General features: G+C 66.6%; 19 protein-coding genes. 15 read left to right on the top strand and 4 right to left on the bottom strand.

What is annotated here, in order from left to right:
* The first annotated feature begins 1 nt into the window (after position 1).
* Genes BST13_RS06690 through BST13_RS06700 form a run of 3 tightly spaced genes read left to right on the top strand, consistent with a single transcriptional unit; the run spans position 2 to position 5,734 of the window.
* Positions 2 to 4,186 carry a glycoside hydrolase family 38 N-terminal domain-containing protein gene (locus BST13_RS06690; protein ID WP_083161879.1) on the top strand — a complete coding sequence of 1,395 codons (4,185 nt, stop codon included), beginning with the start codon at positions 2 to 4 and terminating at the stop codon, positions 4,184 to 4,186.
* Positions 4,183 to 4,794, top strand: a complete 612-nt coding sequence (locus BST13_RS06695) for a DUF7158 domain-containing protein (RefSeq protein ID WP_083161881.1) — start codon at positions 4,183 to 4,185, stop codon at positions 4,792 to 4,794. Before BST13_RS06690 ends, BST13_RS06695 begins: the two co-directional genes overlap by 4 nt.
* Positions 4,795 to 4,825: 31 nt before the next feature.
* Complete coding sequence (locus BST13_RS06700; protein ID WP_083161993.1) at positions 4,826 to 5,734, top strand: ROK family protein; 909 nt, start codon at positions 4,826 to 4,828, stop codon at positions 5,732 to 5,734.
* Here BST13_RS06700 and BST13_RS06705 read toward each other — a convergent pair.
* On the bottom strand, positions 5,635 to 6,072 hold the full coding sequence (locus tag BST13_RS06705; protein WP_083161883.1) for a winged helix-turn-helix transcriptional regulator: 438 nt from the start codon (positions 6,070 to 6,072) through the stop codon (positions 5,635 to 5,637). The genes BST13_RS06700 and BST13_RS06705 overlap by 100 nt on opposite strands.
* An 80-nt stretch (positions 6,073 to 6,152) precedes the next feature.
* On the opposite strand from BST13_RS06705, the gene BST13_RS06710 reads away from it, so the two are divergent.
* The 6 genes from BST13_RS06710 to BST13_RS06735 all read left to right on the top strand — a co-directional run bounded on the left by BST13_RS06710 (position 6,153) and on the right by BST13_RS06735 (position 17,170).
* Entirely contained in the window at positions 6,153 to 6,593 is a 441-nt protein-coding gene (locus tag BST13_RS06710; protein WP_083161885.1) for an anthrone oxygenase family protein, read from the top strand.
* 377 nt (positions 6,594 to 6,970) lie between these two features.
* Complete coding sequence (gene rplJ, locus BST13_RS06715) at positions 6,971 to 7,498, top strand: 50S ribosomal protein L10 (RefSeq protein WP_083161887.1); 528 nt, start codon at positions 6,971 to 6,973, stop codon at positions 7,496 to 7,498.
* Between the two features lie 51 nt (positions 7,499 to 7,549).
* A complete protein-coding gene (gene rplL / locus BST13_RS06720) occupies positions 7,550 to 7,936 on the top strand; it encodes a 50S ribosomal protein L7/L12 (protein ID WP_083161889.1) in 387 nt (128 codons plus the stop codon).
* A 177-nt stretch (positions 7,937 to 8,113) separates the two neighbouring features.
* A complete protein-coding gene (locus tag BST13_RS06725; protein ID WP_083161891.1) occupies positions 8,114 to 9,193 on the top strand; it encodes an ABC transporter ATP-binding protein in 1,080 nt (359 codons plus the stop codon).
* Positions 9,194 to 9,670: 477 nt separating this feature from the next.
* Positions 9,671 to 13,180 carry a DNA-directed RNA polymerase subunit beta gene (gene rpoB, locus BST13_RS06730; RefSeq protein ID WP_083161893.1) on the top strand — a complete coding sequence of 1,170 codons (3,510 nt, stop codon included), beginning with the start codon at positions 9,671 to 9,673 and terminating at the stop codon, positions 13,178 to 13,180.
* Between the two features lie 36 nt (positions 13,181 to 13,216).
* The gene (locus BST13_RS06735) at positions 13,217 to 17,170 is read left to right on the top strand and encodes a DNA-directed RNA polymerase subunit beta' (RefSeq protein WP_083161895.1); all 3,954 of its coding nucleotides are present in this window, start codon (positions 13,217 to 13,219) and stop codon (positions 17,168 to 17,170) included.
* Between the two features lie 118 nt (positions 17,171 to 17,288).
* Here the strand turns inward: BST13_RS06735 and BST13_RS06740 are convergent, their stop codons facing one another.
* On the bottom strand, positions 17,289 to 17,852 hold the full coding sequence (locus BST13_RS06740; RefSeq protein ID WP_083161897.1) for a CHAP domain-containing protein: 564 nt from the start codon (positions 17,850 to 17,852) through the stop codon (positions 17,289 to 17,291).
* Between the two features lie 78 nt (positions 17,853 to 17,930).
* Between BST13_RS06740 and BST13_RS06745 the strand changes: the two genes are divergently transcribed.
* Positions 17,931 to 18,686 carry a deoxyribonuclease IV gene (locus BST13_RS06745; protein ID WP_083161899.1) on the top strand — a complete coding sequence of 252 codons (756 nt, stop codon included), beginning with the start codon at positions 17,931 to 17,933 and terminating at the stop codon, positions 18,684 to 18,686.
* Here BST13_RS06745 and BST13_RS06750 read toward each other — a convergent pair.
* Together BST13_RS06750 and BST13_RS06755 are read right to left on the bottom strand one after the other, a co-directional pair.
* Complete coding sequence (locus BST13_RS06750; protein ID WP_083161900.1) at positions 18,683 to 19,972, bottom strand: amidohydrolase family protein; 1,290 nt, start codon at positions 19,970 to 19,972, stop codon at positions 18,683 to 18,685. The two genes, BST13_RS06745 and BST13_RS06750, sit on opposite strands and share 4 nt — an antisense overlap.
* The gene (locus BST13_RS06755) at positions 19,969 to 21,153 is read right to left on the bottom strand and encodes a trans-sulfuration enzyme family protein (protein ID WP_083161902.1); all 1,185 of its coding nucleotides are present in this window, start codon (positions 21,151 to 21,153) and stop codon (positions 19,969 to 19,971) included. Before BST13_RS06755 ends, BST13_RS06750 begins: the two co-directional genes overlap by 4 nt.
* A 124-nt stretch (positions 21,154 to 21,277) precedes the next feature.
* Between BST13_RS06755 and BST13_RS06760 the strand changes: the two genes are divergently transcribed.
* From BST13_RS06760 to BST13_RS06780, 5 genes are all read left to right on the top strand, one after another.
* On the top strand, positions 21,278 to 21,721 hold the full coding sequence (locus BST13_RS06760) for an Lrp/AsnC family transcriptional regulator (protein ID WP_083161904.1): 444 nt from the start codon (positions 21,278 to 21,280) through the stop codon (positions 21,719 to 21,721).
* A gap of 164 nt (positions 21,722 to 21,885) precedes the next feature.
* A complete protein-coding gene (locus tag BST13_RS06765; protein ID WP_083161906.1) occupies positions 21,886 to 22,971 on the top strand; it encodes a phosphatase PAP2 family protein in 1,086 nt (361 codons plus the stop codon).
* Between the two features lie 133 nt (positions 22,972 to 23,104).
* Entirely contained in the window at positions 23,105 to 23,938 is an 834-nt protein-coding gene (locus BST13_RS06770; RefSeq protein WP_083161908.1) for a CE1 family esterase, read from the top strand.
* 51 nt (positions 23,939 to 23,989) lie between these two features.
* Positions 23,990 to 25,612 (top strand): acyl-CoA dehydrogenase family protein, encoded by a 1,623-nt coding sequence (locus BST13_RS06775; RefSeq protein ID WP_083161910.1) that lies wholly within the window; start codon positions 23,990 to 23,992, stop codon positions 25,610 to 25,612.
* Entirely contained in the window at positions 25,609 to 26,529 is a 921-nt protein-coding gene (locus BST13_RS06780) for a crotonase/enoyl-CoA hydratase family protein (protein WP_083161912.1), read from the top strand. Before BST13_RS06775 ends, BST13_RS06780 begins: the two co-directional genes overlap by 4 nt.
* Positions 26,530 to 26,550 lie beyond the last annotated feature (21 nt).

Below are 26,550 nucleotides of genomic sequence, written 5' to 3' on the forward strand. Positions count from 1 at the left end.
CATGCGCGTCATCGCCGCGGAGTCGACGGAATTGTTCATCGGTTCTTCGGATCTGCCGGTGCAGCTGGCCCGCGTGGCCTACACGGGATGCACCGCTCCGACGACCATCCGCGTGACCGGAGACGGCCTGTCCGGACAGGCCGTGGCAGGTCCTGGCGACGGTGTGGTCGAGGTGCCGGTGACCGTGCGCGACGCCGTTCCCGGGGAGACCCGTGCCGCGACGGTCGAGGGGCTGGGATTCGACTTCACCGTCGCCGAACCCGGCTGGACCATGTACATGATCAGCCACTTCCACTACGACCCGGTCTGGTGGAACACCCAAGCTGCCTATACCAGCGTGTGGACCGAAGACCCACCCGGCCAGTGCAGGCAGACCAACGGATTCGACCTGGTGGCTGCCCACTTGGAAATGGCGCGCCGCGAACCGGAATACAAGTTCGTGCTGGCAGAGGTGGACTACCTCAAGCCGTACTGGGACGCGCATCCCGAGGACCGTGCCGATCTGCGCCGGTTCATCGCCGACGGCCGTGTCGAGATCATGGGTGGCACGTACAACGAACCGAACACCAATCTCACCAGCCCCGAGACGGCCATCCGGAACTTCGTGGCGGGCATGGGTTTTCAGCGCGACGTGCTCGGTGCGAACCCGGCGACGGCGTGGCAGCTCGACGTGTTCGGGCACGACCCGCAGTTCCCCGGCATGGCGGCCGACGCGGGCCTGACGTCCAGCTCATGGGCCCGCGGACCGCATCACCAGTGGGGCCCGATGCAGAACGACGGTGACCCCGAACGCATGCAGTTCGCCAGCGAATTCGAATGGATCGCCCCGTCGGGCCGCGGGCTGCTGACCCACTACATGCCTGCACACTATTCAGCAGGCTGGTGGATGGATTCCGCGGCCACGCTGACCGACGCCGAGGCATCCACCTACCAGCTGTTCGGCAAGCTCAAGCGCGTCGCCCTGACCCGCAACGTGCTGCTGCCGGTCGGCACCGACTACACGCCGCCCAACAAATGGGTCACCCAGATCCATCGCGACTGGAACGCCCGCTACGTCTGGCCGAGGTTCGTGTGCGCACTGCCCAGCGAGTTCTTTGCCGCGGTACGAGCCGAACTCGACGCCCGCGGTGTCAAACCGTCGCCGCAGACCCGGGACATGAACCCGATCTACACAGGCAAGGACGTCTCTTATATCGACACCAAACAGGCCAACCGGGCCGCCGAGAACGCCGTGCTCGATGCCGAACGCTTCGCGGTGTTCGCGGGCCTGCTCGGCGGCGCCGACTATCCGCAGGCAGCGCTGTCCAAGGCCTGGGTGCAACTGGCCTACGGCGCCCACCATGACGCCATCACCGGTTCGGAATCCGATCAGGTCTACCTCGACCTGCTGACCGGCTGGCGCGACGCCTGGGAGCTGGGCCGCGCCGCCCGCGACAACGCGCTGCAACTGCTGTCGGCAGCGGTCGACGGGTACGGTGGGCAGGAGCGTAACGACCCTGGGATCGGCTCCGTCATCGTGTGGAACCCGTTGGCGCACAATCGCACCGACATCGTGACTGTGCACCTGGACACGCCGCTGCGTGGCGTGCTGCTCGACACCGACGGCTCGGCGGTGCCTGTGCTGGTTGAACACGGCGGCAAGACCGTGAGCTGGCTCGCCCGCAACGTGCCCTCCCTGGGCTGGCGTGCCTACCGGTTCGCCGATGGCCCTGCCGCGCAGTGGGAACCGTTGGCAGGGTGCACCATCGAGAACGACTTCTACCGGCTGGCGGTCGATCCGGCTCGCGGCGGTGGGGTGGTCTCGCTGGTCCGGGACGACCGTGAACTGCTGGCCGACGGTTCGGTGGGCAACGAGTTGGCGGTGTACGACGAGTATCCGGCGCATCCGCAAGCCGGTGAGGGGCCGTGGCACCTGTTGCCCAGAGGCCCGGTGGTCTGCTCATCAGGCGCTGCCGCGGACGAAGTGCGTTGCGAACGCGGTGCTTTGGGTCAGCGGGTGACAGTACGGGGCCGCATCGACGGCCTGCTGCGCTACACCCAGACGATCACGCTGTGGCAGGGACTGGACCGCGTCGACTGTCGCACCACCATCGACGACTTCACCGGATCCGACAAGCTGCTGCGATTGCGCTGGCCGTGCCCGGTGCCCGGGGCGTTGCCGGTCAGTGAGGTCGGCGATGCCGTCATCGGGCGTGGTTTCGGTCTGCTGCACCATCGCGAAGTGTCCGCAGTCGATACCGCGCAACACCCGTGGACGCTGGACAACCCCGCCTACGGCTGGTTCGGCTTGTCCTCGGCAATGCGTATCAATATCGGGGATGCGGTGCGTGCGGTGTCGGTGGCCGAAGTGGTGACAGCCGACCTCGTCGATTCCTCCGACGCCGTGGACCCGCGCGAGTTGGTGGTGGCGCTCGTCCGTGCCGGGGTGACTGCGACCTGCAGCAGTGCCGACAAACCTCGCTACGGCAACCTGGCGGTGGATTCCAACCTGCCCGACACGCGGCTGGCTCTCGGTGGTCCCGGTGAAAACTCCTTCACCGCAGCAGTTCTCGCTGAATCGGACGACGCGTACGGCGACGAGCTCAAACGCCAATTGGACGCGACCGGGTCTGCCAGGGTGTGGGTTCCCGCGACTGCACCGCTGCGCGAGCAATGGATTCCCGACGCCGACCTGCGTGCCCCGCGGGCGTTACCTGTGCTGATCCTGGCCGGCGACCTCACCGCGGTGGTCGACGACCTGGCCGACGCCGAGATCGTCGTCGACCAGCACGTCCCGACCGCGTCCGATGCGTTCGAGCAGCGCACCGTCGCCGTGCTCAACCGCGGCGTGCCCGGGTTTGCCGTCGGCTCCGACGGCACCCTGCACAGCTCGCTCATGCGGTCCTGCACCGGCTGGCCTTCGGGCACGTGGATCGACCCGCCGCGAAGGACCACGCCCGACGGTTCGAACTTCCAATTGCAGCACTGGACCCACACTTTCGACTACGCCGTGGTGGCCGGTGACGGCGACTGGCGAGATGTCGGCGTCGCTGCCCGTGCGTCGGAATTCAACCGGCCGCTGCGGGCGGTACCGGCGGGGCACAGCCATGACGGCGGCCTGCCGGCATGGGGTTCTCTGTTCGAAATCGAGCCGGCCGGGCACGTGCAACTCGGTGCGCTCAAGCCCACCGGCAACCCGTTGGCCTCCGGCAGTGTCCGGCCCGCCGACCCGGCGGACAGCATCACCGTCCGGTTGGTCGAAAGTACCGGTAGAGCAACCGATGTCAAGCTCCGGTCTGGGCTCCGGTCGGCCGCGACGACACCGCTGGACCTGCTCGAGGAGCCGCGCCTGGCCGCGGGGCCGCCGGATAAGCTGCGGCTGCACGGTTTTGAGATCGCGACGGTCGCGGCGCGGCTGAACCTGCCTCGGGTGCTTCGCGCCGAGCACCGCATACTGGCCCCGGAGGCCGAAGTCTCCCAACCGCTCTACGCCCGCTACTGGTTGCACAACCGAGGCCCGGCACCGCTCGGGGGGCTGCCCGCCGTCGCGCATCTGCACCCGGAAACCCTCACCGTGACACCGGATTCCCCGGTCGTGCTACGCCTGACGGCAGCCAGTGACTGCACCGACGCCCCGCTGCACGGCCGGGTCCGGGTCATTGTTCCGCCGGGGTGGACCGCCGAGCCTGCCGAACTCCCGTTTGTGCTTCCGCCCGACGAGCATCTGGAAACCGAGGTGGCGCTGGGCATGCCGTCAGGCGTCGCGCCCGGGTTGTACCCCATCCGCGCTGAACTCGTGGTCACCGGAACCGACGCAGCCGCGCTGCCGCCGTCCTGGCGTCAGCAGGTCGAAGACATCTGCCTGGTGACCGTCGGCGAACCGGGTGGTGAGGTGCTCAAACTGCGCTCCGAATCTCAACCAGTAGAGGTCAAAGCCGGTGACAGCGGGCAGCTTTCGATCGAGGTGGCAACCGATGCCCGAGCCGGCTTGAGCGCCGAGGCGCACCTGATCAGTCCGTGGGGCACCTGGGACTGGATGGGGCCGGCAGCCGTAGGGTTTGAACTTCCGGCCGGTGGGTCGGCGCAGATCGGTTTCGATGTGTCGCCCCCGGAATGGGTCGAGCCAGGTGAATGGTGGGCGCTGATCAGAGTGGGCTGTGCCGGGCGGTTGTTGTATACCCCGGCGGCCCGGGTGGTTGTGCGATGAGCGTTTGTGCGAAGGTCGCGGGCGAGCCGGTGCTGGTCAGCGAGATCGACGAAAGGGAGGCGATGGTGCGGGCAGGCAACCTCGCGTCGGCGCTGCCGCGGGAAGGCACCAGCGAGGGCAGGCAGTTGCGCCGTTGGCTGACACAGCTCGTGGTCGCCGAGCGCGTCGTCGCTGTGGAAGCGGCTGCGCGCGGGATAGATTCGGCCGGCGCTGTGAGTGAGGACGAGCTGCTGCCGGACATGGCCGCGCGCCTGGAGATCGGCAGTGTGGCGGCCGCGGCGCTGGCCACGCCTCTCGCGCGGGCGGTGTTCACCGAGGTCACGCGGAGTGTGGAGATCAGCGACGATGACGTCGTCGCGTACCACACCCGCAACCCCTTGCGCTTCGCAGTGAAACCCCAAGTCGGGCAACAGGGCTGGCGGGCCAAGCCGGTACCGCCCGAGTTCGGCGACGTGCGCGACCAGATCGCCGCGCACTTGCTGGCCGCCGCGCGGCGTCGTGCCTTCCGATTGTGGCTCGACGTGCGGTGTGCCGAACTGGTCGAGCTTGCGCCCGGGTACGAGCACCCGGGGGATCCGCGGCAGCCGGACAACACCCACAGGCACTGATGAGCGCTTGCGCGAAGAAGAGATGGCACTGATGAGCGCACTCACTCTTGCCCTGGACATCGGCGGCACCAAGGTGGCCGCGGGTCTCGTCGACTCCCGCGGCGCATTGGTGCACCACGCCACCGCCCCGACCCCGGATGGGGACGCCGAGAAGATCTGGGACACGATCGAGACTTTGCTCGTCGACACGTTGCGCTTGGCCGACGCAGCGGTGCGCGGCGTCGGCATCGGATCGGCCGGGCCGGTGGACCTGCCGAGTGGAACCGTCAGTCCGATCAATATCCCTGAGTGGCACCGCTTTCCGATCGTCGAACGCGTCGAGTCGGTGTCGCGGTTGCCGGTGCGACTCGGGGGTGACGGGTTGTGCCTGGCATTGGGGGAGCACTGGCGGGGCGCCGGCCGGGGTGCGCGCTACATGCTCGGCATGGTGGTGTCGACGGGGGTCGGCGGTGGCCTGGTGTTCGACGGCGCACCGTATGCCGGCCGTACCGGCAATGCCGGGCACGTCGGGCACGTGATCGTCGAGCCGGAAGGCGGCGCGCTGTGTACGTGCGGTGGGCGCGGGTGCGTTGAGACGATCGCCTCCGGACCGCATCTGGTGCAATGGGCGCGCGAACAGGGTTGGGCTGCGCCGCAGGGGGCCGACGCCAAGGCGTTGGCTGCTGCGGCCGATGCGGGTGATTCGTTGGCAATCAAGGCTTTTCGGCGCGGTGCCACTGCTATCGCGGCAATGATCGCGTCGGTGGGTGCGGTGTGCGACCTCGACCTCGTCGTGATCGGCGGGGGAGTGGCCAAATCCGGGGACTTGCTGTTCGCGCCGATTCGCGAAGCGTTGGCGGGTTACGCCGGGCTGACGTTTCTGCGTACGTTGCGCGTCGTGCCCGCACAACTGGGCGGCGACGCCGGCCTGGTCGGTGCGGCCGCTCTGCTGCGGACCTGAGGCTTCTTCTTCACCTGGTGCTGCATGTGAGTGCGTCCCCAGTCGCACAGGACCTGCAGCACCGGCCCCAGCGTCATGCCGTATTCGGAGATCGAATAGTGCACGCACGGCGGCACGGTGCCCGCGTCGTGGCGGTCGATGATCCCCGCCTCGACCAGGTCGTGCAGATGCCGGATCAGCATGCGCTCGGTGATCTCGGGGATGCTGCGGCGAAGTTCGGCGGTGCGCATCGGCCCGTCGAACAACCGCCACAGGATGGTGCCCTTCCAACGTCCGTCGATGACGGAGAGGGTGGCGTCGATGGGGCATTCGCCCATCTCCTTCTTCGAGACCGCCACGGCCTGCCTCCTCGTCGTTCTATGCTGACTAATTTGTCAGTACCTTGTTTTTTGTCAGCATAGTGACCAGGGTCGATGTCATGGAACAGATCGTGCAGATCGTCGCGGTGCTCGTCATGGGAACTCTTGTCGGCGTCGAGTTCGGGGTTGCCGCCTTCACCAGTCCGATCGTGGAGCGGTTGCCGGAGGAGGCCTATCGACAGGCCCGCGCCACTGGTGGCCGGCTCCTCGGCACCGTCATGCCCTTCTGGTACTTGGCCGCGGCTGCCCTGTTGGTCGGTGTGTGGTGGCTCGGGCGCTCCCCGCTGGCGATTGCGGCGGTCGCGGTGATGGGGGTGATCATCGTCTTGACGTTGACCACGCTGGTGCCCATCAACAATCGCGTCGCGGCGTCGGCGGGTGCCGGACCGGAGGAAGTGCCGGTTCGGGAACTGGCGCATCGATGGGACCGACTGCATTGGCTGCGGGTGGCCCTGTTGGCGGTCGCGTTCGCGTTGCTGGTGATCGCCGGCGCATGCTGAGCGGTCGCGAGCGTGTGATGGCACACGGCGTGGCGGGCAACAGACACGCACGCTCGCGGTGCCAAGGTGCGAAGGGAAGCGAATTAGGAAGTCGGGCGGGTGTTCGGCTACTCTGGTCGGGTTCCACCGAAGACCGTCGGTCACCGATGAGCGCTCGCGCGAAGAGCAAGAGGCTCGGCAATCGGTTGAAGGTCCGGGCGTAGCCCGGCGGCCCACGCAGGAGGACGAGGCTAGTTCGATGTGCGGGTCAACGCCCGCGTATTCTTCCACGCCCCGACCTGTCTGCGTCGGGGCGTTCGTCATTTCATGGCCCTTCAGAAGCGTTCGAGGCCGGCAGTCCTGGTGGAGCGACCGATACCCACCACAAGGAGGCATGCATGGCCAAGGCTGACAAGGCCACGGCGGTTGCCGACATTGCCGAGCAGTTCAAGGGGGCGACGGCCACCGTCGTCACCGAGTACCGCGGGCTCACCGTGGCAAACCTGGCTGAACTCCGTCGCTCACTCGGCGACTCGGCCACGTACACCGTCGCCAAGAACACCCTGGTGAAGCGGGCCGCCTCGGAAGCCGGCATTGAAGGCCTCGACGACCTGTTCGCCGGTCCCACGGCGATCGCGTTCGTCCAGGGCGAGCCCGTCGACGCCGCCAAGGCGATCAAGAAGTTCGCCAAGGACCACAAGGCGCTCGTCATCAAGGGCGGCTACATGGACGGCCGCGCGCTCTCGATCTCCGAGGTCGAGCGGATCGCCGACCTGGAGTCGCGCGAGGTGTTGCTGTCCAAGCTGGCCGGCGCCCTCAAGGCGAAGCAATCCCAGGCCGCGGCACTGTTCGTCGCGCCCGCTTCTCAGGTCGCCCGGCTCGCTGCCGCGCTGCAGGAGAAGAAGGCGTCAGAAGACGCCGCGTAGCGACCACCGCTTTCCCCACACATCCGTAAGAAATAAGGAAGGACCATCAACATGGCCAAGCTGTCCACCGAAGAACTGCTCGACGCTTTCAAGGAAATGACGCTGCTGGAGCTCTCTGAGTTCGTCAAGCAGTTCGAAGAGACCTTCGACGTCACCGCCGCCGCTCCGGTCGCCGTCGCGGCCGCCGGTGCCGCCCCGGCCGCCGCCGAGGCCGCCGAGGAGCAGTCGGAATTCGACGTCATCCTCGAGGGCGCCGGCGACAAGAAGATCGGCGTCATCAAGGTCGTCCGCGAGATCGTCTCCGGCCTGGGCCTGAAGGAAGCCAAGGACCTCGTCGACAGCGCCCCCAAGCCGCTGCTGGAGAAGGTCACCAAGGAAGCCGCCGAGGACGCCAAGGCCAAGCTCGAGGCTGCCGGCGCTTCGGTCACCGTCAAGTAGTTCGCTGCTTGTCAAAGATCCCCGGATCCGTCGGATCCGGGGATCTTTGCTGTTCTGGCATGTGTGTGCGATTTCAATAGACACAGGCGGTGTGGCGGTGGTAGTGCGTAGGTTATGGTGACTCAAGCCACAGGCCGCAGTCGGTGGCGCGGTCAGGCGTAGGCGGAAGGATCTTTGATGGGCGTCCAAATCGACGTAACCGGACTCAGCAAGTCATTTGGATCGTCGAAGATCTGGGAAGACGTGACGATGACCATCCCTGCCGGTGAGGTCAGCGTGCTGCTGGGCCCGTCCGGTACCGGTAAGTCCGTGTTCCTGAAGTCCCTGATCGGCCTGCTGCGCCCGGAGCGTGGCTCGATCGTCATCGATGGCACCGACATCATCGAGTGCTCCGCCAAGGAGCTCTACGAGATCCGCACGCTGTTCGGTGTGCTGTTCCAGGACGGCGCGCTGTTCGGTTCGATGAACATCTACGACAACACGGCCTTCCCGCTGCGCGAGCACACCAAGAAGTCCGAGAGCGAAATCCGCAACATCGTCATGGAGAAGCTCGAACTGGTGGGTATGCCCAACGACGGGCACAAGTTCCCCGGTGAGATCTCCGGCGGTATGCGCAAGCGTGCCGGCCTGGCCCGCGCCCTGGTGCTGGACCCCAAGATCATCCTGTGCGACGAGCCGGACTCCGGTCTGGACCCGGTCCGTACCGCCTATCTGTCGCAGTTGCTGATCGACATCAACGCCCAGATCGACGCCACGATCCTGATCGTGACGCACAACATCAACATCGCCCGTACCGTGCCGGACAACATGGGCATGTTGTTCCGCAAGCACCTGGTCATGTTCGGCCCCCGTGAGGTGCTGCTGACCAGCGACGAGCCGGTCGTCAAGCAGTTCCTCAACGGCCGCCGGATCGGCCCCATCGGTATGTCGGAGGAGAAGGACGAGGCGACCGCCGCGGCCGAGCAAGCCATGCTTGACCTGGGTCAGCACGACGGCGGTGTCGAAGAGATCGAGGGCGTGCCGCCGCAGCTCATGGCGACGCCGGGGATGCCCGAGCGCAAGGCCGTGGCCCGCCGCCAGGCCCGCGTGCGCGAGATGATGCACACCCTGCCGCCGGCCGCTCAGGCCGCGATCATGGACGACCTGGAAGGCACCCACAAGTTCCCCGTCCACGAGTACGACGAGCCCACCGCGCGGCACGGGCGTGCCGGCGACGACGACCCGACGGGCGCCATCGAGGTACCCAGCCAGCACTGAGTCGCTCCACCATCAAATCCGGCGGGCCCGCACAGGCACGCCGGATTTGCTGCATTCCGGAGGACCCGCGCTTGCCCGGCTGATCGGCCGGAAGTGAAATATCCCGACAAGTTTCCTGGCTCAAGAAGCGTGTGAACTCTTGACGGACGAGCCCAAACGGGCCAATCTGTTGGGCAGCATGTGTGAACGGGTACAGGACGCCAGCCAGCGCCGAGTGACCCATCTCATGGCATGGATTTGTGGTGGTTGAGGAATGCGCCGTTCTGCGCTATCGTTGGACGTTGCGCTGGCTGCATCCTGCCCACCTCACCTGTACTTGACATCGTGGTCCTAGCCTGAGCATTGCTCAGCACCTAGTCGCGTGCGTTGCGTCCGGGAGTTTTGGACGGGGCTGAAGCAGGAAAAGCCAGCCGAACCGACGCAGAACAGAGCGACATCAGGACCGGTGTTATTCCGGCATCCGACTCGTCGCATGAGGTGCTGGAAGGATGCATCTTGGCAGTCTCTAGCCAGAGCACAGCGAACGCTAACACCAATAACTCCGTCCCAGGAGCACCGAACAGAGTTTCATTTGCCAAGCTCCGCGAGCCGCTTGAGGTTCCGGGGCTTCTCGACGTTCAGACCGATTCTTTCGAGTGGCTGGTCGGCTCCGACCGGTGGCGTCAGAACGCCGTCGGCCGCGGCGAAGAGAACCCCGTCGGCGGCCTCGAAGAGGTTCTCGCCGAGCTCTCGCCGATCGAGGATTTCTCCGGCTCGATGTCGCTGAGCTTCTCCGACCCGCGTTTCGACGAGGTCAAGGCTCCTGTCGACGAGTGCAAAGACAAGGACATGACGTACGCGGCCCCGCTGTTCGTCACGGCCGAGTTCATCAACAACAACACCGGTGAGATCAAGAGCCAGACGGTCTTCATGGGTGACTTCCCGATGATGACCGAGAAGGGCACCTTCATCATCAACGGCACCGAGCGTGTCGTGGTGTCCCAGCTGGTCCGTTCGCCGGGCGTGTACTTCGACGAGAGCATCGACAAGTCGACCGAGAAGACCCTGCACAGCGTCAAGGTCATCCCGGGCCGCGGCGCGTGGCTGGAGTTCGACGTCGACAAGCGCGACACCGTCGGCGTGCGTATCGACCGCAAGCGTCGTCAGCCGGTCACCGTGCTGCTCAAGGCGCTGGGCTGGACCAGCGAGCAGATCACCGAGCGCTTCGGCTTCTCCGAGATCATGATGGGGACGCTGGAGAAGGACAGCACCGCAGGCACCGACGAGGCGCTGCTGGACATCTACCGCAAGCTGCGTCCGGGCGAGCCGCCGACCAAGGAGTCCGCGCAGACCCTGCTGGAGAACCTGTTCTTCAAGGAGAAGCGCTACGATCTGGCCCGCGTCGGCCGCTACAAGGTCAACAAGAAGCTGGGGCTCAACGCCGGCCAGCCGATCACGTCGTCGACTCTCACCGAGGAAGACGTCGTCGCCACCATCGAGTACCTGGTGCGCCTGCACGAGGGCCAGACCACGATGACCGTCCCCGGCGGCGTCGAGGTTCCCGTCGAGGTCGACGACATCGACCACTTCGGCAACCGTCGTCTGCGTACCGTCGGCGAGCTGATCCAGAACCAGATCCGGGTCGGCCTGTCGCGTATGGAGCGCGTCGTCCGTGAGCGGATGACCACCCAGGACGTCGAGGCGATCACCCCGCAGACCCTGATCAACATCCGTCCCGTCGTGGCGGCGATCAAGGAGTTCTTCGGGACCAGCCAGCTGTCGCAGTTCATGGACCAGAACAACCCGCTGTCGGGTCTGACCCACAAGCGTCGTCTGTCGGCGCTGGGCCCCGGCGGTCTGTCCCGTGAGCGCGCCGGCCTCGAGGTCCGCGACGTGCACTCGTCGCACTACGGCCGCATGTGCCCGATCGAGACCCCTGAGGGTCCGAACATCGGTCTGATCGGCTCGCTGTCGGTGTACGCCCGGGTCAACCCGTTCGGCTTCATCGAGACCCCGTACCGCAAGGTCGTCGACGGTGTGGTCACCGACCAGATCGACTACCTGACCGCCGACGAGGAGGACCGCCACGTCGTGGCGCAGGCCAACTCGCCGCTCGATGCGGAGGGCCGCTTCAGCGAGGACCGCGTCATGGTCCGCAAGAAGGGCGGCGAGGTCGAGTTCGTGGCGGCCGACCAGGTCGACTACATGGACGTCTCGCCGCGCCAGATGGTGTCGGTCGCGACCGCGATGATCCCGTTCCTCGAGCACGACGACGCCAACCGCGCCCTGATGGGTGCCAACATGCAGCGCCAGGCGGTTCCGCTGGTGCGCAGCGAGGCCCCGCTGGTCGGTACCGGCATGGAACTGCGTGCCGCGATCGACGCCGGCGACGTGGTGGTCACGGCCAAGTCCGGTGTGGTCGAGGAAGTTTCCGCCGACTACGTCACCGTGATGGCCGACGACGGCACCCGGCACACCTACCGGATGCGCAAGTTCGCCCGCTCCAACCACGGCACGTGCGCCAACCAGCGCCCGATCGTGGACGCCGGGCAGCGCGTCGAGGCCGGCCAGGTGATCGCCGACGGTCCGTGCACCGAGAACGGTGAGATGGCCCTGGGCAAGAACCTGCTCGTGGCGATCATGCCGTGGGAAGGCCACAACTACGAGGACGCGATCATCCTCTCCAACCGCCTGGTGGAAGAGGACGTGCTCACCTCGATTCACATCGAAGAGCACGAGATCGATGCCCGCGACACCAAGCTGGGCGCCGAGGAGATCACCCGGGACATCCCGAACGTCTCCGATGAGGTGCTGGCCGATCTCGACGAGCGCGGCATCGTCCGCATCGGCGCCGAGGTCCGCGACGGCGACATCCTGGTCGGCAAGGTCACCCCGAAGGGTGAGACCGAGCTGACCCCGGAGGAGCGCCTGCTGCGTGCCATCTTCGGTGAGAAGGCCCGCGAGGTCCGCGACACGTCGCTGAAGGTGCCGCACGGTGAGTCCGGCAAGGTCATCGGCATCCGCGTGTTCTCGCGCGAGGACGACGACGAGCTGCCCGCCGGCGTCAACGAGCTGGTCCGCGTGTACGTCGCTCAGAAGCGCAAGATCTCCGACGGCGACAAGCTCGCCGGACGCCACGGCAACAAGGGCGTCATCGGCAAGATCCTGCCGGTCGAGGACATGCCGTTCCTGCCCGATGGCACCCCGGTGGACATCATCCTGAACACCCACGGTGTGCCGCGTCGTATGAACATCGGCCAGATCCTGGAAACCCACCTCGGGTGGGTGGCCAAGGCCGGCTGGAACATCGATGTGGCCGCGGGTACGCCGGACTGGGCTGCCAAGCTGCCAGAGGATCTGTACAGCGCACCGCGCGACAGCATCGTCTCCACCCCGGTGTTCGACGGTGCCCAGGAAGGTGAGCTGCAGGGCCTGCTCGGTTCGACGCTGCCGAACCGCGACGGCGAGGTCATGGTCGACGCCGACGGCAAGGCGACGCTGTTCGACGGGCGTTCCGGCGAGCCGTTCCCGTACCCGGTGACGGTCGGCTACATGTACATCCTGAAGCTGCACCACCTGGTGGACGACAAGATCCACGCTCGCTCCACTGGCCCGTACTCGATGATCACCCAGCAGCCGCTCGGTGGTAAGGCACAGTTCGGTGGCCAGCGGTTCGGTGAGATGGAGTGCTGGGCCATGCAGGCCTACGGCGCTGCGTACACCCTGCAGGAGCTGCTGACGATCAAGTCCGACGACACGGTCGGCCGCGTGAAGGTCTACGAGGCGATCGTCAAGGGCGAGAACATCCCTGAACCCGGTATCCCCGAGTCGTTCAAGGTGCTTCTCAAGGAGCTGCAGTCGCTGTGCCTCAACGTCGAGGTGCTCTCCAGCGACGGCGCGGCGATCGAGATGCGTGACGGTGACGACGAGGACCTGGAGCGTGCCGCTGCCAACCTCGGTATCAACCTGTCGCGCAACGAGTCCGCCTCTGTCGAAGATCTCGCCTGAGTTGTTTTCTAGTCCCGAAAGGGGAAAGGGAGTTACGTGCTAGACGTCAACTTCTTCGATGAACTCCGCATCGGCCTCGCCACCGCGGACGACATCCGTAACTGGTCCTTCGGCGAGGTCAAGAAGCCGGAGACCATCAACTACCGCACGCTCAAGCCGGAAAAGGACGGCCTGTTCTGCGAGAAGATCTTCGGACCGACTCGCGACTGGGAGTGCTACTGCGGCAAGTACAAGCGCGTCCGCTTCAAGGGCATCATCTGTGAGCGCTGTGGCGTCGAGGTCACTCGCGCCAAGGTGCGCCGTGAGCGGATGGGCCACATCGAGCTGGCCGCGCCCGTCACGCACATCTGGTACTTCAAGGGCGTCCCGTCGCGCTTGGGCTACCTGCTGGACCTGGCCCCGAAGGATCTGGAAAAGATCATCTACTTCGCGGCCTACGTGATCACCGCCGTCGACGACGAGATGCGCCACAACGAGCTGTCGACGCTCGAGGCCGAGATGGCCGTCGAGCGCAAGGCCGTCGAGGATCAGCGCGACGCCGACCTGGAGGCGCGGGCCCAGAAGCTCGAGGCCGACATGGCCGAGCTCGAGGCCGAGGGTGCCAAGTCCGACGTGCGCCGCAAGGTGCGCGACGGCGGCGAGCGTGAGATGCGTCAGCTCCGTGACCGGGCCCAGCGTGAACTGGACCGGCTCGACGAGATCTGGAGCACCTTCACCAAGCTGGCTCCCAAGCAGCTGATCGTGGACGAGGTGCTCTACCGCGAGCTGCAGGACCGCTACGGCGAGTACTTCACCGGTGCCATGGGTGCCGAGTCGATCAAGAAGCTCATCGAGAACTTCGACATCGACGCCGAGGCGGAGTCGCTGCGCGACACCATCAAGAACGGCAAGGGCCAGAAGAAGCTGCGTGCGCTCAAGCGCCTGAAGGTCGTCGCGGCCTTCCAGCAGTCCGGCAACTCGCCCATGGGCATGGTGCTCGACGCCGTCCCGGTGATCCCGCCGGAACTGCGCCCGATGGTTCAGCTCGACGGTGGCCGGTTCGCCACCTCGGACCTGAACGACCTGTACCGCCGCGTCATCAACCGCAACAACCGGCTCAAGCGACTGATCGACCTCGGCGCGCCCGAGATCATCGTCAACAACGAGAAGCGCATGCTTCAGGAGTCGGTGGACGCGCTGTTCGACAACGGTCGTCGTGGCCGGCCGGTCACCGGTCCGGGCAACCGTCCGCTCAAGTCGCTGTCCGATCTGCTCAAGGGCAAGCAGGGCCGCTTCCGTCAGAACCTGCTGGGCAAGCGTGTCGACTACTCGGGCCGTTCGGTCATCGTGGTCGGTCCGCAGCTCAAGCTGCACCAGTGCGGTCTGCCCAAGCTGATGGCGCTGGAACTGTTCAAGCCGTTCGTGATGAAGCGTCTGGTCGACCTGAACCACGCGCAGAACATCAAGAGCGCCAAGCGCATGGTCGAGCGTCAGCGTCCCCAGGTGTGGGATGTCCTCGAAGAGGTCATCGCCGAGCACCCGGTGCTGCTGAACCGTGCACCTACGCTGCACCGCCTGGGTATCCAGGCCTTCGAGCCGCAGCTGGTGGAAGGCAAGGCCATCCAGCTGCACCCGCTGGTGTGTGAGGCGTTCAACGCCGACTTCGACGGTGACCAGATGGCCGTGCACCTGCCGCTCTCGGCAGAGGCCCAGGCCGAGGCCCGCATCCTGATGCTGTCCTCGAACAACATCCTGTCGCCTGCGTCGGGCAAGCCGCTGGCCATGCCGCGTCTGGACATGGTGACCGGGCTGTACTTCCTGACCACCGAGGTCGCCGGTGACACCGGCGAGTACACCCCGGCCGGTACGGACACCCCGGAGACCGGTGTGTACAGCAGCCCGGCCGAGGCCATCATGGCCCTCGACCGTGGGGCACTGTCGGTGCGCGCCCGGATCAAGGTCCGGCTCACCGATCTGCGGCCGCCGGCCGACGTCGAGGCCCAGCTGTTCGAGAACGGCTGGAAGCCGGGCGACGCCTGGACCGCGGACACCACGCTGGGCCGTGTGCTCTTCAACGAACTGCTGCCCAAGGGCTACCCGTTTGTCAACGAGCAGATGCACAAGAAGGTCCAGGCCCGGATCATCAACGATCTGGCCGAGCGCTACCCGATGATCGTCGTGGCGCAGACCGTCGACAAGCTCAAGGACGCCGGCTTCCACTGGGCCACCCGTTCGGGTGTCACGGTCTCGATGGCCGACGTTCTGGTTCCGCCGCAGAAGCAGGAGATCCTGGAGCGCCACGAGGCCGAGGCCGAGGCGATCGAGAAGAAGTACCAGCGTGGCGCGCTCAACCACACCGAGCGCAACGAGTCGCTGGTCAAGATCTGGCAGGACGCCACCGAAGAGGTCGGTAAGGCGATGGAGGAGTACTACCCGGCGGACAACCCGATCATCACGATCGTGAAGTCCGGCGCCACGGGTAACCTCACCCAGACCCGCACCCTGGCCGGCATGAAGGGTCTGGTGACCAACCCGAAGGGTGAGTTCATCCCGCGTCCCATCAAGTCCTCGTTCCGCGAGGGCCTGACGGTGCTGGAGTACTTCATCAACACCCACGGCGCCCGTAAGGGTCTGGCGGACACCGCTCTTCGTACCGCCGACTCGGGTTACCTGACCCGTCGTCTGGTCGACGTGTCGCAGGACGTCATCGTTCGCGAGACCGATTGCGAGACCGAGCGCGGCATCATCGTCACGCTGGCCGAGCGCGGCCCCGACGGTTCGCTGATCCGCGACGCCCACGTCGAGACCTCGGCCTTCGCCCGGACGCTGGCGACCGACGCGGTCGACGCCAACGGCAAGGTGATCATCGAGCGTGGTCACGATCTCGGTGATCCGGCGATCGACGCGCTGCTGGCTGCGGGTATCTCGCAGGTGAAGGTGCGTTCGGTGCTGACCTGTGCGTCGGCTGCCGGTGTGTGTGCGAAGTGCTACGGCCGCTCGATGGCCACCGGCAAGCTGGTCGACATCGGCGAGGCCGTCGGCATCGTCGCCGCCCAGTCCATCGGTGAGCCCGGCACGCAGCTGACCATGCGTACCTTCCACCAGGGTGGTGTTACCGGTGGCGCCGACATCGTCGGTGGTCTGCCCCGCGTGCAGGAGCTGTTCGAAGCTCGTATCCCGCGGAACAAGGCGCCCATCGCGGACGTCGCGGGCCGCGTGCGGCTGGAGGAGAGCGACAAGTTCTTCAAGATCACCATCGTCCCCGACGATGGCGGCGAGGAAGTTGTCTACGACAAGCTCACCAAGCGTCAGCGCCTGCGGGTCATCACCCACGAGGACGGCTCGGAGGGCGTGCTCTCCGACGGTGACCACGTCGAGGTCGGCGACCAGCTGATGGAAGGCTCCGCCGATCCGCACGAGGTGCTGCGTGTCCAGGGCCCCCGCGAGGTGCAGATCCACCTCGTCAAGGAGGTCCAGGAGGTCTACCGGGCCCAGGGCGTGTCGATCCACGACAAGCACATCGAGGTCATCGTCCGGCAGATGCTGCGTCGCGTCACGATCATCGATTCGGGTTCGACGGAGTTCCTGCCCGGCTCGCTGACCGAGCGTGCCGAGTTCGAGACCGAGAACCGTCGCGTCGTGGCCGAGGGCGGCGAGCCCGCGGCCGGACGTCCGGTGCTGATGGGTATCACCAAGGCGTCGCTGGCCACCGATTCGTGGCTGTCGGCGGCGTCGTTCCAGGAGACCACTCGCGTGCTGACCGATGCGGCGATCAACTGCCGCAGCGACAAGCTGCAGGGTCTGAAGGAAAACGTGATCATCGGCAAGCTGATCCCGGCCGGTACCGGTATCAACCGTTACCGCAACATCCAGGTGCAGCCCACCGAAGAGGCCCGCGCTGCGGCGTACACGATCCCGTCCTACGAGGATCAGTACTACAGCCCGGACTTCGGCCAGGCGACCGGTGCTGCGGTGCCGCTGGACGACTACGGTTACAGCGACTACCGGTAGCTAGTCACGGAAAAGGCCCCTGCGCTCGCAGGGGCCTTTTTCATGCGCGTTCCATGCGCGAGTGGCCAGTTATGCCATGCTGCAAGCCATTTCGCGTGTCACAAGTGGCCAGTCGGCGTCATTCGTAGCGGCCGAAGCCGCGAATACCCGGATCGTCGGCGATCTTGTAGGTCGACAGGGCCACGTTGCGACCTTCGTTGCCGCCGACCGTGGTGAGTGTGCCGTTGTTGTTGATCAGCACGATGTTGACGTGCTGGCCCTTCGGGCTCGGGGCGTCGTAGAGCACCATGTCCCCGGGTTGCGGTGAGTACTCCGGCGGTTCCCAGCGCCCCTCGGCCTGAAGGTAGTCGGTGAGCGTCATGACGCCGGGGATGCGCCAGTGCCCGGAGTTGGGGTTGGCGAAGGGCTTGCCCGATTCGCGCATGACCCAGCTGGTGAAATCCGCGCACCATGGCTCGTCGTTGCCCTCGGAGTACTTGGACATGCCTGACTGCGCTGCGTACTCCTGGGCGAGGACGCGCACGACGGCGGCTCGGCCCGGGCTCAGCTGCGAGGTGTCGACATCGGGAAAGTCTGGCTGGGCGACATGCTCGCGGTAGCCGCGATACCCGGCCAGAGCGGCGACGGCCAGCATCACCAGGGCAGCCATCACCAACAGGATGCGCCATGCGCGTCTGTGCATGTTTGCCAGATTAAGCGACGTCAGGAGGGGCGCAATGCGGCAATTTCGCTGTCGGTGCCGCCGCCTAAACTTGGGCACGTGCTCATCGGTTCGCATGTAGACAACACCGACCCGCTGGCCGCGGCGGCAGCTGACGGCGCCGACGTGGTGCAGTTCTTCCTCGGCAATCCGCAGAGCTGGAAGAAACCCAAGCCCCGTGAAGACGCCGACGTACTCAAGGCATCGAGCGTGCCGCTGTACGTGCATGCGCCGTACCTGATCAACGTCGCGTCCGCGAACAACCGGGTGCGCATCCCGTCCCGCAAGATCCTGCAGGACACCTGCGATGCGGCCGCCGAGATCGGCGCCACCGCGGTGATCGTGCACGGCGGCCACGCCGATGACAACGACATGGAGGCCGGGTTCGAGCGCTGGGTCAAGGCGCTGGACAGTCTCAAGACCGATGTCCCGGTCTACTTGGAGAACACCGCGGGTGGGGATCACGCCATGGCGCGGCACTTCGACACCATCGCTCGGCTGTGGGATCGCATCGGTGACAAGGGGATTGGCTTCTGCCTGGACACCTGCCACGCGTGGGCCGCAGGTGAGGCGCTGATCGACGCGGTGGACCGCATCAAGGCCATCACCGGGCGCATCGATCTGGTGCACTGCAACGATTCCCGCGACGCCGCGGGTTCCGGTGCCGACCGGCACGCCAATTTCGGTTTGGGACAGATCGACCCGCAACTGCTGGCCGCAGTGGTCAAGGCTGCTGACGCGCCGGTCATCTGCGAGACATCCGACGACGGCCGCAAGGACGACATCGCGTTCCTGCGCGAGCACGCGGGGGACTAGCCTGCCGGGCGCCAGCTGCCGTCGATGGGAATGCCTGCGGCTGCGGCGATCCGGTCGCGCGACGCCGTCAGGCGGGCCCGCAGCGTGGACAGATCGACATCGACCAGCACGCCGTCGCGTTTGACCACCCGGCCGGCGACGAGAACGGTATCGACCAACCCTGGGTGGCCGGCCGTGACGATCGATGCAGCTGGGTCAGAGACGGGGAACACGGTCACGTCGTCGGTACGCAGCAGGATCACGTCGGCGGCCTTGCCCGGGGTGAGGCTGCCGATGCGGGCCGCGAGTCCACAGGATTGCGCGGCGTCGATGGTGACGAACGCCAGCAGGTCCCGCGACCGCAGGCTGCCGTCGAGGCCGCGTTGCACCGCGAAAGCGGTGCGCAGGGTCGAGAACATGTCGCCGCCGGCAGCCGGAGTGTCGTCAACCGACAGCGTCGGGCGCAGGCCCGCCGCCAGTGCCCGGCCCGTCATCGGCCAGCCGAATCCCATCTTCAGCTCGACATCCGGACTGACGGAGATCGAACTGCCTGCATCGGCGAGCATCCGGAGTTCTTCGTCGGTGATGCAGTTGGCGTGGACGAACGTCGTGGTATCCCGCAGCAAGCCGTGGGCTTGGAGGTCAGCTATCGGGCGAGTGGTCCCGTCGGAGGCGACGTGCACACTCGTGCGCAGGCCGAGTTCGTCGGCCAGCGCGAACTCCTCGGCGACGGTGTCGATGCTGGTGTCCTCGGCACCTCGCAGACCCAGCGCCATGGTCACCAGGCCGTCGTCGCCGAGGTCGGATCGGACCCGGCGGACTTCAGCGGCGATCGGGTCGGTGGTGCCGTACGCCGCGCCGTAGCAGAAGATCGACCGCCCGGGTGCGTCACGCAGCCCCGCGACGGCGGCATCGGCATGCTCGGGTCCCTGCGCGCAGTGGAACCAGTCCAGCATCGTGGTCACGCCAGAGTGCACTGCCTCCAGCCGGCCGACCAGATTGCCCAGGTGCACGTCCTCGGGCAGGTACTGGGGCCGGAGCGTGCCGTGGATCGCGACGAGATAGTCGGCGAAGGTCCAGTCTGCGCCGACGCCGCGGAACGCCGTCTGCCAGGTGTGCCGGTGGTTGTCGACGAGACCGGGCATGACGATGCGGTCAGTCGCGTCGATCACCTCGGCGTCCGGAGCATCGATCCGTGCGGCCACGTCGACGATCACACCGTCGTCGATGAGCACGTCGCCACGGTCGAGATCCCCGACGTCCGGATCCATGCTGACCACCGTGCCGCCGGTGAGAAGGGTCTTCATCGTGAGTGCCTCCCGGCCACCGCGTCAGCCGCGGCGAGCACGTCGGAAACCAGATCCGCGGTGTCCTCGGTACCCGCGGCGAAGCGGACGAGGCCGAACGGAACTCCCGACTCGGCGATCTGTTCGTCGCTGAGCATCCCGCGCCACATCGAAACCGGATGGACGGCAAGCGATTCCGGCCCGCCGAGGCTGGCCGACCGGCGGGCGTATCGCAGCTGCCCGAGGAACTCGTCGGCCGCGTCGTATCCGCCGGCGAGTTCGATCCCGAGCACGCCACCGAAGCCGCTCATCTGGCGGGAGGCCAAGGCGTGTTGGGGGTGGTCCGGCAGTCCGGGATAGTGCACCCGGCTCACGGCCGGATGGTCTTGCAGTGCCTCTGCCAGCGCGTGGCCGTTGGCGTTGTGTCGCGGCACGCGCAGCGGCAGAGTGCGTAGCCCGCGCAGCAGCAACCACGCGTCGATCGGGCCCAGCACGGCACCGGTGAGGGTGGCGGTCTCCCAGATCTTGTCCAGCGTTTCGGCTGTTCCGGCGATGACCCCGGCGGATACGTCGGAGTGCCCGTTGAGGTATTTGGTGGCGCTGTGCCACACCAGATCGATGCCGAAGTCGGTGGGCCGCTGGTTGAGCGGGGTGGCGAAAGTGTTGTCCGCCAAGGTAACTGCGTTGTGAGAGTGGGCCAGTTCCGCGACTGCGCGCAGGTCGGTGATCTGCAGCAGCGGGTTGCTCGGTGATTCCACCAGGATGAGCCGGGTCTGCGGGGTCAGTGCCCGTTCGAATGCCCCCGGGTCCGTCTGGTCCACCTGGGTGATCGAGACACCGAACCGTGGCAGCAGGTTCAGCAGCACCGACCCCGTCCCGCCGTAGGTGGACGTCTGTCCGATGACGTGGTCGCCGGCGGACACCAACGCCAGCACGGCCGTGCTGAGTGCGGCCATGCCGGACGCGGTGACCATGGCCGCTTCGGTGTTTTCGAGTTGGGCCACAACGGCGGCGACCTGCGCATGGTTCGGATTGCCGAAGCGGGTGTAGAAATCCTGGCCCCGTGGCTCGACCGCGGCGTAGGCGAACCGTTCAGCATCCTCGGCGGAGAACGTTGCGGTCTGGTAGATGGGCGGCGCCACGGCGTGGCTGGGGCGGACGTTGTCGTCGGCGTGAACGACGGTGGTGCTGTTACCCGGCATGGCACGAGCGTGGCGAAACGATGCGGGGCAGGGAAGGTTGGACGGCAACTTTGGCAGTAAATTGCTTGTTGTCTCGGCGTAACTGGCATAGCAACCCCCTGTCATTGCGCAATAATCTGCCAACGTGGACGACGTGGATCGGTCAATACTGGCCGTGCTGGAAGAGGACGGGCGGATCAGCAACGCGGAACTGGCTGACCGGGTAGGTCTGTCACCGTCGCCGTGTTTGCGCCGTGTCCGCCGACTCGAGGAGACCGGGGTGATCCGCGGTTATCGCGCGATGGTCGACCCTGCCGCCGTCGGCCGCGGCCTGCGGGTCTTCGCCGGAGTCCGGCTGATTCGGCACGCCCGCGCCGATGTGGTGGCGTTCGAGCGCGCAGTCGTCCGACTGCCCGAGGTGGCGCACAGCCACCACGTCACCGGCAACTACGACTACCTGCTCCAGGTGGAGGTCGCCGACCTGCCTGCCTACGAAGACTTTCACGCCAACCGGTTGGCGAGTCTGCCGGGCGTGGCCGCGGTGACCAGTTACGTCACCATGAAGACCCTCACGGCCGACACCAGATGAGCCAGACGGCTCGGCGCCACCGCGGTGGTCAAGGCCCCCGACGCGCGACATCGGAGGAAAGCCGCACGGACGACATCGCATTCCTGCGCGAGCACGCGCGGACTAGACGCCGCGCCCGAGCCGTTTCCAAACGGCGGGTTCGCTGGTTGAACTAGGCCATCGGGATGTCCACGGTTGACGAAGGGCAGTCAATCGTGCGGTCACTGGTCGATGCTCCCGCGGAGGCCGTCGACCGCCGTGCATTTTTGTTGCCCATCGTGCGCTATCTGGCGATCGCGGTCTGGGCTGTTGTCGTCGGCTATCGCACCGTCACCGTCGGTTTCCCATTCAACCGAGAACTGTTGCTGCTCTACATCTGTACCGGTCTGCTGGCCGCCAGCATCGGGCACGGCAGACGCATGCTCTACGTCGTCCGAGACTGGCTGCCGTTCGCGTTGGTCCTCGTTGCCTACGACTTCAGCAGGGGAGCGGCGACGCTGATCGGCCGCCCCACCCTCTGGCAGTGGGAGGTCAACGCTGACCGCTGGATGTTTTTCGGGACAGTGCCGACGGTGTGGCTGCAGGAACGACTCAAGGCGCTGAACCCGCCGTGGTGGGAGGTCGTGATCAGCACGGTCTACATGTCGTTCTTCATCCTGCCCTATGTCGTAGCCGGGGTGTTGTGGCTGCGCGATCGCGAGGAGTGGAAACGGTTCGTCCGGCTGTTCGTCGGGCTGTCGTTCTCGGCCCTGGTGATCTATGCGCTGCTGCCCGCCGCGCCGCCGTGGGCAGCGGCCCGATGCACCGCGGATGAGGTCGAGGGTGGTCCGTCGGATCCGCGGTGCATGTTCCACTCGGCACGCGAGGCCGCCGACGGTGGTCTGCTCGGTGCGATGCAGAGCAGCCGCGACGGCGGCCAGGCCTGGATCGAGCGAATCGTCACGCGCGGCTGGGGCAGGCTCAACCTGCATACCGCGACCGCGTTGATTGATCAGGGGCAGGCGAGCGTGAATCTGGTGGCGGCTATTCCGTCACTGCATGCCGGACTGACCGCGGCGGTCGCGGCGTTTCTGTGGAACCGGGTCAACCGCGAGTGGCGGCCGGTGCTGGTGGGCTACGTGCTGATTATGGCGTTCACCTTGGTCTACACCGCCGAGCACTACGTGATCGACATTCTGCTCGGCTGGGCGTTGGCGGCCGCGGTGGTGACGGCGTTGAACCGCTATGAAGCGCGGCGGTCGTCCTGGACCCGGCAGCGGGATCCCTGCTGACCATCGGGCCGCCGGCGCCACAGCGAGTTCGCCATGGCGATCGGCGAATTCGTGACGACCTCAGCTGGGGATAACCCGACGAGCTACGCAACAGGTTGGAGTCGCCACATCGCGTGATTCGTACGCTGGGTTCATGATCGCGCGCTGCGGGTGGCTGCTGGTCGTCTTGCTGGTGGCGGCCTGTTCCGGGCCGGGACGCGCGGCGTCGCCCGCCGTGGCTGACGGCCAGTCGGTGCACCACATCAACTTCGGCGGGCTCGACCGGATCTATCGCTTTTACCGGCCAGTGGGCGTGCCTGCGTCGGCACCGCTGGTGGTGATGCTGCACGGCGGTTTCGGCAGTGCTGCCCAAGCCGAAAGAGCTTACGGCTGGGACAGTTTGGCCGATAGCGCCAAGTTCGTCGTCGCCTATCCCGACGGGATGTCGCGCGCCTGGAATGTCGGTGGATGTTGCGGACAGCCGGCGAAGGACAACATCGATGACGTCGGCTTCATCAACGCGGTGGTGGCCGATGTTCGGGCCGGCACCGGCATCGACCCGAGACGCGTATACGCCACCGGCATGAGCAACGGCGGGATGATGACGTTCGCCTTGGCCTGCAACTCCGGCACTTTCGCGGCCATCGGCCCGGTCTCGGCCACCCAGCTGTCCTGTCCGAACCCACGGCCGACCTCGGTGATACACATCCACGGCACCGCTGACCCGATGATCCGCTACGACGGCGGTGAAGGTGTCGGCTTCGCCCGCATCAACGGACCGCCGGTGCCCGATGTCGACGCGTCGTGGCGCACCGTCGATCACTGTGCGGCACCGACGGTCGTGACCGACGGAGCAGTCGCCACCTCGACCGCAGTGTGTCCCGACGGACGCGCCGTGGTGCTGAGCACGGTCCACGGCGGCGGGCATGATTGGCCGGCATTCGCAACGTCGGCGCTGTGGCAGTTCTTCAGCGCGCACCCGCAGTAGCGCCCTGTTACATCTCTTGAACAACCGTCGGGAAACTGTAACACTGGGTGGATGAGCGATACGCACGTCGTCACCAATCAGGTCCCACCGTTGGAGGACTTCAACGCCGCCGCCTCCCCGGTGCTGACCGAGGCCCTCATCCGGGAGGGCGGTGAGTGGGGTCTCGACGAGGTCAACGCGGTCGGGGCGCTCAACGGCAGTGCCCAGGTGCAGCGGTGGGGTGAGCTTGCCGATCGCAACCAACCGACCCTGCACACCCACGACCGGTTCGGGCACCGCGTCGACGAAGTCGAGTACGACCCCGCGTACCACGAGCTCATGACCGCGGCGGTCAAGAATGGCCTGCACGCGGCGCCGTGGGCCGACGACCGGCCCGGCTCACACGTGGTGCGCGCCGCCAAGACCTCGGTGTGGACCGCCGAGCCCGGTCACATGTGCCCGATCTCGATGACCTACGCCGTCGTCCCCGCACTGCGGTTCAACCCGGAACTGGCCAAGGTCTACGAACCCCTGCTGACCAGCCGCATCTACGATCCCGAGCTGACAGTGCCGTCGACCAAACCCGGAATCACCGCGGGTATGTCGATGACCGAAAAGCAGGGCGGTTCCGACGTGCGGGCCGGCACCACGCAGGCGGTGCCCAACGGTGACGGCACGTACTCGCTCACCGGTCACAAGTGGTTCACCTCGGCGCCGATGGGTGACATCTTCCTGGTACTGGCGCAAGCCCCCAATGGTTTGAGCTGCTTCTTCCTGCCCCGGGTACTGCCCGACGGCAGCCGCAACCGAATGTTCCTGCAGCGCCTCAAGGACAAGCTCGGCAACCACGCCAACGCGTCCAGCGAGGTCGAGTACGACGGTGCCACCGCGTGGCTCGTCGGCGAAGAGGGCCGAGGGGTGAAGACCATCATCGAGATGGTCAACCTGACCCGGCTCGACTGCACGTTGGGCAGTGCCACCAGCATGCGGACCGGGCTGAGCCGGGCCGTGCACCATGCTCAGCATCGAAAAGCCTTCGGCGCGTATCTGATCGACCAGCCGCTGATGCGCAACGTGCTCGCCGATCTGGCCGTCGAGGCCGAGGCTGCGACCATGCTCGCGATGCGGATGGCCGGAGCGACCGACAAGGCTGTGCGCGGCGACGAACGCGAAGCCCTGCTGCGGCGCATCGGCCTGGCCGCCGGGAAGTACTGGGTGTGCAAGCGCGCCACACCGCACGCCGGTGAGGCGATGGAATGCCTTGGCGGCAACGGCTACGTCGAGGAGTCGGGCATGCCGCGGCTGTACCGCGAGGCGCCGCTGATGGGCATCTGGGAAGGCTCCGGCAACGTCAGCGCATTGGATACGTTGCGCGCCATGGCAACTCGCCCCGAATGCGTGGAGGTGCTGTTCGACGAGCTGGCGCTGGGCCAGGATCCGCGGCTGGACGCCCATGCCGCCGCCCTCAAGGCACAGCTGGGCGAGTTCGACAACATCGAGTACCGGGCCCGCAAGATCGCCGAGGACATCAGCCTCGCGTTGCAGGGCTCACTGCTGGTGCGCCACGGTCACCCGGCAGTGGCCGAAGCGTTCCTGGCCAGCCGGCTCGGCGGGCAGTGGGGCGGTGCCTTCGGAACCCTGCCCACCGGACTGGATCTCGCGCCGATCATCGAGCGCGCGTTGGTCAAAGGATGAGCGTCGACTTCGACAACCTCACCACCATGACCTACGAGGTCACTGATCGCGTCGCTCGAATCACGTTCAACCGTCCGGACAAAGGCAATTCGATCGTGGCGGCCACGCCGCTGGAGCTGGCGGCGTGCGTGGAGCGCGCCGACCTCGACCCCCAGGTGCACGTGATCCTCGTGTCCGGACGGGGTGAAGGTTTCTGCGCCGGATTCGATTTGAGCGCCTACGCCGACGGGACCTCCTCGGCTGGTGGCGGTGATCACCGCGGCACCGTGCTTGACGGTCAGACACAGGCGATCAACCACCTGCCGGACCAGCCGTGGGACCCGATGATCGACTATCAGATGATGAGCCGGTTCGTGCGCGGCTTCTCCAGCCTGATGCGCGCCGACAAGCCGACGGTGGTCAAGATCCACGGCTACTGCGTCGCGGGCGGAACCGACATCGCGTTGCACGCCGACCAGGTGATCGCGGCGGCCGATGCCAAGATCGGGTATCCGCCTATGCGGGTGTGGGGCGTGCCGGCGGCCGGGCTGTGGGCCCACCGGCTCGGTGATCAACGCGCGAAACGCCTTCTGTTCACCGGCGATTGCATCACCGGCGCCCAGGCTGCAGAGTGGGGACTCGCCGTCGAGGCGCCCGATCCCGACGCTCTCGACGAGCGGACCGAACGGCTCGTCGAACGCATCGCGGCCATGCCGGTGAACCAGCTCATCATGGCCAAGCTGGCCTGCAACACCGCGCTGTTGCAGCAGGGCGTGGCCACCAGCCAGATGGTCAGCACCGTGTTCGACGGCATCGCCCGGCATACCCCCGAGGGCCACGCGTTCGTCGCCGACGCGCGCGAGCACGGGTTCCGGGAGGCGGTCCGGCACCGCGACGAACCCATGGGCGATTACGGGCGCCGGACTTCCGGGGTGTGACGGGTGCCCACGCTGAACCGG

Source organism: Mycobacterium aquaticum (assembly GCF_002086485.1).
GTDB lineage: Bacteria > Actinomycetota > Actinomycetes > Mycobacteriales > Mycobacteriaceae > Mycobacterium > Mycobacterium aquaticum.

Coding starts and splice junctions, on each gene's coding strand:
- BST13_RS06725 (WP_083161891.1), top strand. CDS start 8,114: ATGGGCGTCCAAATCGACGTAACCGGACTCAGCAAGTCATTTGGATCG.
- BST13_RS06740 (WP_083161897.1), bottom strand. CDS start 17,852: ATGCACAGACGCGCATGGCGCATCCTGTTGGTGATGGCTGCCCTGGTG.
- BST13_RS06770 (WP_083161908.1), top strand. CDS start 23,105: ATGATCGCGCGCTGCGGGTGGCTGCTGGTCGTCTTGCTGGTGGCGGCC.
- BST13_RS06690 (WP_083161879.1), top strand. CDS start 2: ATGCGCGTCATCGCCGCGGAGTCGACGGAATTGTTCATCGGTTCTTCG.
- BST13_RS06750 (WP_083161900.1), bottom strand. CDS start 19,972: ATGAAGACCCTTCTCACCGGCGGCACGGTGGTCAGCATGGATCCGGAC.
- BST13_RS06775 (WP_083161910.1), top strand. CDS start 23,990: ATGAGCGATACGCACGTCGTCACCAATCAGGTCCCACCGTTGGAGGAC.
- rplL (WP_083161889.1), top strand. CDS start 7,550: ATGGCCAAGCTGTCCACCGAAGAACTGCTCGACGCTTTCAAGGAAATG.
- BST13_RS06755 (WP_083161902.1), bottom strand. CDS start 21,153: ATGCCGGGTAACAGCACCACCGTCGTTCACGCCGACGACAACGTCCGC.
- rplJ (WP_083161887.1), top strand. CDS start 6,971: ATGGCCAAGGCTGACAAGGCCACGGCGGTTGCCGACATTGCCGAGCAG.
- BST13_RS06700 (WP_083161993.1), top strand. CDS start 4,826: ATGAGCGCACTCACTCTTGCCCTGGACATCGGCGGCACCAAGGTGGCC.
- BST13_RS06765 (WP_083161906.1), top strand. CDS start 21,886: ATGTCCACGGTTGACGAAGGGCAGTCAATCGTGCGGTCACTGGTCGAT.
- BST13_RS06710 (WP_083161885.1), top strand. CDS start 6,153: ATGGAACAGATCGTGCAGATCGTCGCGGTGCTCGTCATGGGAACTCTT.
- BST13_RS06695 (WP_083161881.1), top strand. CDS start 4,183: ATGAGCGTTTGTGCGAAGGTCGCGGGCGAGCCGGTGCTGGTCAGCGAG.
- BST13_RS06780 (WP_083161912.1), top strand. CDS start 25,609: ATGAGCGTCGACTTCGACAACCTCACCACCATGACCTACGAGGTCACT.